The sequence below is a fragment of the Type-D symbiont of Plautia stali genome (genome assembly GCF_001485335.1).
Classification (GTDB): Bacteria; Pseudomonadota; Gammaproteobacteria; order Enterobacterales; family Enterobacteriaceae; genus Pantoea; species Pantoea vagans_C.
Genome location: NZ_BBOC01000163.1, coordinates 1 through 3700 on the forward strand (window position 1 = coordinate 1; position 3700 = coordinate 3700).

General features: G+C 54.4%; 2 protein-coding genes, 3 tRNA genes and 1 pseudogene. 5 read left to right on the forward strand and 1 reads right to left on the reverse strand.

Annotated elements, in window-relative coordinates; genetic code table 11:
• Positions 1–80: 80 nt before the first annotated feature.
• The 3 genes from PSSD_RS25585 (at position 81) to PSSD_RS25595 (ending at position 339) form a co-directional block, all read left to right on the forward strand.
• Positions 81–157 (forward strand) — tRNA-Met (locus PSSD_RS25585).
• Positions 158–163: 6 nt separating this feature from the next.
• Positions 164–238 (forward strand) — tRNA-Gln (locus PSSD_RS25590).
• 26 nt (positions 239–264) lie between these two features.
• A tRNA-Gln gene (locus PSSD_RS25595) sits at positions 265–339 on the forward strand.
• Between the two features lie 82 nt (positions 340–421).
• Here PSSD_RS25595 and ubiF read toward each other — a convergent pair.
• Positions 422–1594 (reverse strand): 3-demethoxyubiquinol 3-hydroxylase, encoded by a 1173-nt coding sequence (ubiF, locus tag PSSD_RS25600; RefSeq protein WP_039330488.1) that lies wholly within the window; start codon positions 1592–1594, stop codon positions 422–424.
• A gap of 165 nt (positions 1595–1759) precedes the next feature.
• On the opposite strand from ubiF, the gene miaB reads away from it, so the two are divergent.
• Both miaB and PSSD_RS25610 read left to right on the forward strand, forming a co-directional pair.
• Positions 1760–3184, forward strand: coding sequence for a tRNA (N6-isopentenyl adenosine(37)-C2)-methylthiotransferase MiaB (miaB, locus tag PSSD_RS25605; RefSeq protein ID WP_058974195.1), 1425 nt, complete (start codon positions 1760–1762; stop codon positions 3182–3184).
• A gap of 206 nt (positions 3185–3390) precedes the next feature.
• Positions 3391–3700 (forward strand): annotated as a pseudogene (locus tag PSSD_RS25610) (PhoH family protein); the annotation flags it as partial.

Genomic DNA, 3700 nt, shown 5'->3' on the forward strand with positions numbered 1-3700 from the left:
ACCGGTTTTTGATACCGGCATTCCCTGGTTCGAATCCAGGTATCCCAGCCATCTTCGGATGCAGTAAGCAGTAAAACTCAGGCTACGTAGCTCAGCTGGTTAGAGCACATCACTCATAATGATGGGGTCACAGGTTCAAATCCCGTCGTAGCCACCAAATTCTTGGGGTGTCGCCAAGCGGTAAGGCTCTGGTTTCTGATACCAGCATTCCGGGGTTCGAATCCCTGCACCCCAGCCAATTAAAAACAATTTGAACAGTATTTTTGGGGTGTCGCCAAGCGGTAAGGCTCTGGTTTCTGATACCAGCATTCCGGGGTTCGAATCCCTGCACCCCAGCCAAATTGAACAATAAAGCCCGCTTTTGCGGGCTTTATTGTTTTCTGCGTTTAGACAAGTAGAGCGCCCTGCGACGCTCCCCTGCTTACAAACCCAACGCGTATTTCAGCACTTTGCGTTTCAGCGCTCCGGCATTCTCCGCGGCGATCAATCCCAGATTGCGCGCAAAACGTAACGGTGAAAGCGTATTGCTAAACGCAAAATAGAACAGATCCATCCCGCCTTGCATCAGCACGTTATCTTTATAGCGTTGACGATGATAACGCTGTAACACCGCATCCGATGACCACAACTGCGCCTGACTGCGTGCCTCAACAAGTGTATTGATTAGCGCATCCACATCCCGGTATCCCAGGTTCACACCCTGACCGGCAAGCGGGTTAATGGTGTGCGCGGCATCGCCTACCAGCGCCAGACCGGGCATGACATAGCGTGTCGCATGGCGTCGCACTAAAGGAAACGAGGCTGCTTTTTTCACATGAATGCGGCCCACACGCGCCGGGAAATGAGCGTGAATCTCTTTCTCAAGCTGTGCCAGAGGCAGGTTTTGCAGTTGGCGAATACGCGCTGGCGCGTCATACCACACCAGTGACGCGTGGCGATCAAACAACGGCAGGAAGGCACGCGGACCTTCAGGGGTGAATTGTTGCCAGGTGGAATCGCCCACCTCCTGTTCACACTCAACGCTGATCAGCATGCAAGACTGCGCATATTGCCAGCCGCGCACACCAATCCCCGCCAGTTGACGTACCCGTGAGTTGGCACCATCCGCACCAACCACCAGACGCGTCTCCAGCACCGTGCCGTTATCCAACTGCACCTGCCAGCCTGCGCAATGTTGCTGTAGCCCCTGTAAGCTCGCCGGGCAAATCAGCGTCACACCCTCTTCCTGCATTTTTTCCCACAGCGCGCGCTGTAGCACGCTGTTTTCAACCATGTAACCTAATTCAGGCAGACCCAACGAAGCTGCATCAAATGTCACGTGCGCACTTTGCCACTCCCAGGTTTCCAGCTTGCGGTAAGGTGCGCAGCGCATCGCTTCAACACGCGGCCAGACATTCAGTTGACGTAGCAGCGCCACTGATGAAGCGCCGATGGCAGAAATACGCACATCGGGTGGGCTGGTGGCATCAAACTCCGCCGGTTCCGCACGCTCAATCACCGCCACGCGGAATTGCTGCTGTGCCAGTCCACAGGCCAGCGCGGCACCGACCATGCCGCCGCCCACCACCACCACATCAAATTGTGAATCCTGCATTGACTCTCATCCTTCTGCTTACCGTGAAGCCTCACAGCATCACGTTGATTGGTAAAGTGTACCGGAAATTGGCGCCACAATCTCAGCCCCTGCTGCGCTGGTCACAACAGCGGCAAAGCATTACAATACGCGCCCTGCACTTCGCTCTGATCAATGGCTAGTTCGATGACCAAAAAACTGCATATCAAAACCTGGGGCTGTCAGATGAATGAGTATGATTCATCCAAGATGGCTGACCTGCTGAACAGCACGCACGGTTATACCCTGACCGAGGACGCCGAAGAGGCGGACGTTCTGCTGCTCAACACCTGCTCCATCCGCGAGAAGGCACAGGAGAAGGTTTTCGCCCTGTTAGGACGCTGGAAAAAACTAAAGGCGAATAATCCTGACGTGATCATCGGCGTGGGCGGTTGTGTGGCGTCACAGGAAGGCGAACGCCTGCGTGAGCGTGCGAACTGCGTGGATATTGTTTTTGGTCCGCAGACATTACATCGCCTGCCAGAGATGCTGAATCAGGTGCGTGGCACCAAGAGTCCGGTGATTGATATCAGTTTTCCTGAGATTGAAAAATTTGACCGCTTGCCGGAACCGCGTGCTGAAGGGCCTACCGCCTTTGTCTCGATTATGGAAGGCTGTAATAAATACTGTACCTTCTGCGTGGTGCCTTACACCCGTGGAGAGGAAGTCAGCCGCCCGTGTGACGATATTTTGCTGGAAATTGCCCAGCTCGCCGCACAAGGCGTGCGTGAGGTCAATCTGCTGGGGCAGAACGTCAATGCCTACCGTGGTGCCACCTTTGATGACCAAATCTGTACCTTTGCCGAACTGCTGCGTCTGGTCGCCGCGATCGATGGTATCGACCGTATTCGCTTCACCACCAGCCACCCGATTGAGTTCACTGACGACATTATTGATGTCTATCGCGATACGCCCGAACTGGTGAGCTTCCTGCATCTGCCGGTACAGAGTGGCGCGGATCGCATTCTGACGCTGATGAAACGTGGACACACGGCGCTGGAGTATAAATCCATCATCCGTAAGCTGCTCAAGGCACGTCCTGATATCCAGATGAGTTCGGACTTTATCATCGGTTTCCCGGGTGAAACGCAGCAAGATTTCGAGCAAACCATGAAGCTGGTTGGTGACGTGAACTTCGATGTCAGCTTCAGCTTTATCTACTCTGCGCGTCCGGGCACACCGGCTGCCGATTTGCCGGACGATGTCACTGAAGAAGAGAAAAAACAGCGCCTGTTTATCCTGCAGGAGCGCCTTAATCAGCAGGCGACGGCGTGGAGCCGTCGTATGCTCGGTACCACGCAGCGTGTATTGGTTGAAGGCATCTCACGTAAAAACGTCATGGAGTTGAGCGGCCGTACCGATAATAACCGCGTGGTCAACTTTGAAGCCCCTATCGAGATGATCGGTAAGTTCGTCGATGTTGAGATCGTGGATATCCACGCCAACTCACTGCGCGGTAAGCTGGTGCGTACCGAGGATGAGATGGGCCTGCGCGTCAACCAAAGCCCAGCGATGGTGATTGCCCGTACACGCCGTGAAAATGACATTGGTGTTGGTATCTACCAGCCTTGAAACCACGAACTTTGAGCGGCAGCGCACAACCCGCTGTCGCCTGCTTCAGTTTGCTACCCTTGCATTCCGCAAGCGGTGCCCAAATATTCCTTCTGCAACTTGCAGCTGGGCGTAACCCCATAAATAATTCTGTAGAGATGCGCAGCATCAATCAGCGCATCCGATACACCTTTTTCAACTGGCCCTGAGTGACCCAAAGGATTCATTTGAATATCGAAACTCGTGAAATCGCCCTTGAACCGGCAGATAACCGCCGACTGATGAGCCTGTGCGGTCCGTTTGATGACAATGTGAAGCAGCTGGAAAAACGTCTCGGTGTCGAAATCAACCGCCGGGATAATCACTTCAAGCTGGTGGGGCGCGCGTTAAGCGTGGACGCGGCGGTCAATATTCTGCGTGATCTTTACGTGGATACTGCACCGGTGCGTGGCCAAATTCCCGATATTGAGCCGGACCAGATTCATCTGGCGATCAAAGAGAGCCGCGTGCTGGAGCAAACCGCAGAGAGCGTGCCGG

What these genes read in the sequence shown, in the direction of transcription:
- ubiF (WP_039330488.1), bottom strand. Translation starts at nt 1,594, where the DNA reads ATGCAGGATTCACAATTTGATGTGGTGGTGGTGGGCGGCGGCATGGTC.
- miaB (WP_058974195.1), top strand. Translation starts at nt 1,760, where the DNA reads ATGACCAAAAAACTGCATATCAAAACCTGGGGCTGTCAGATGAATGAG.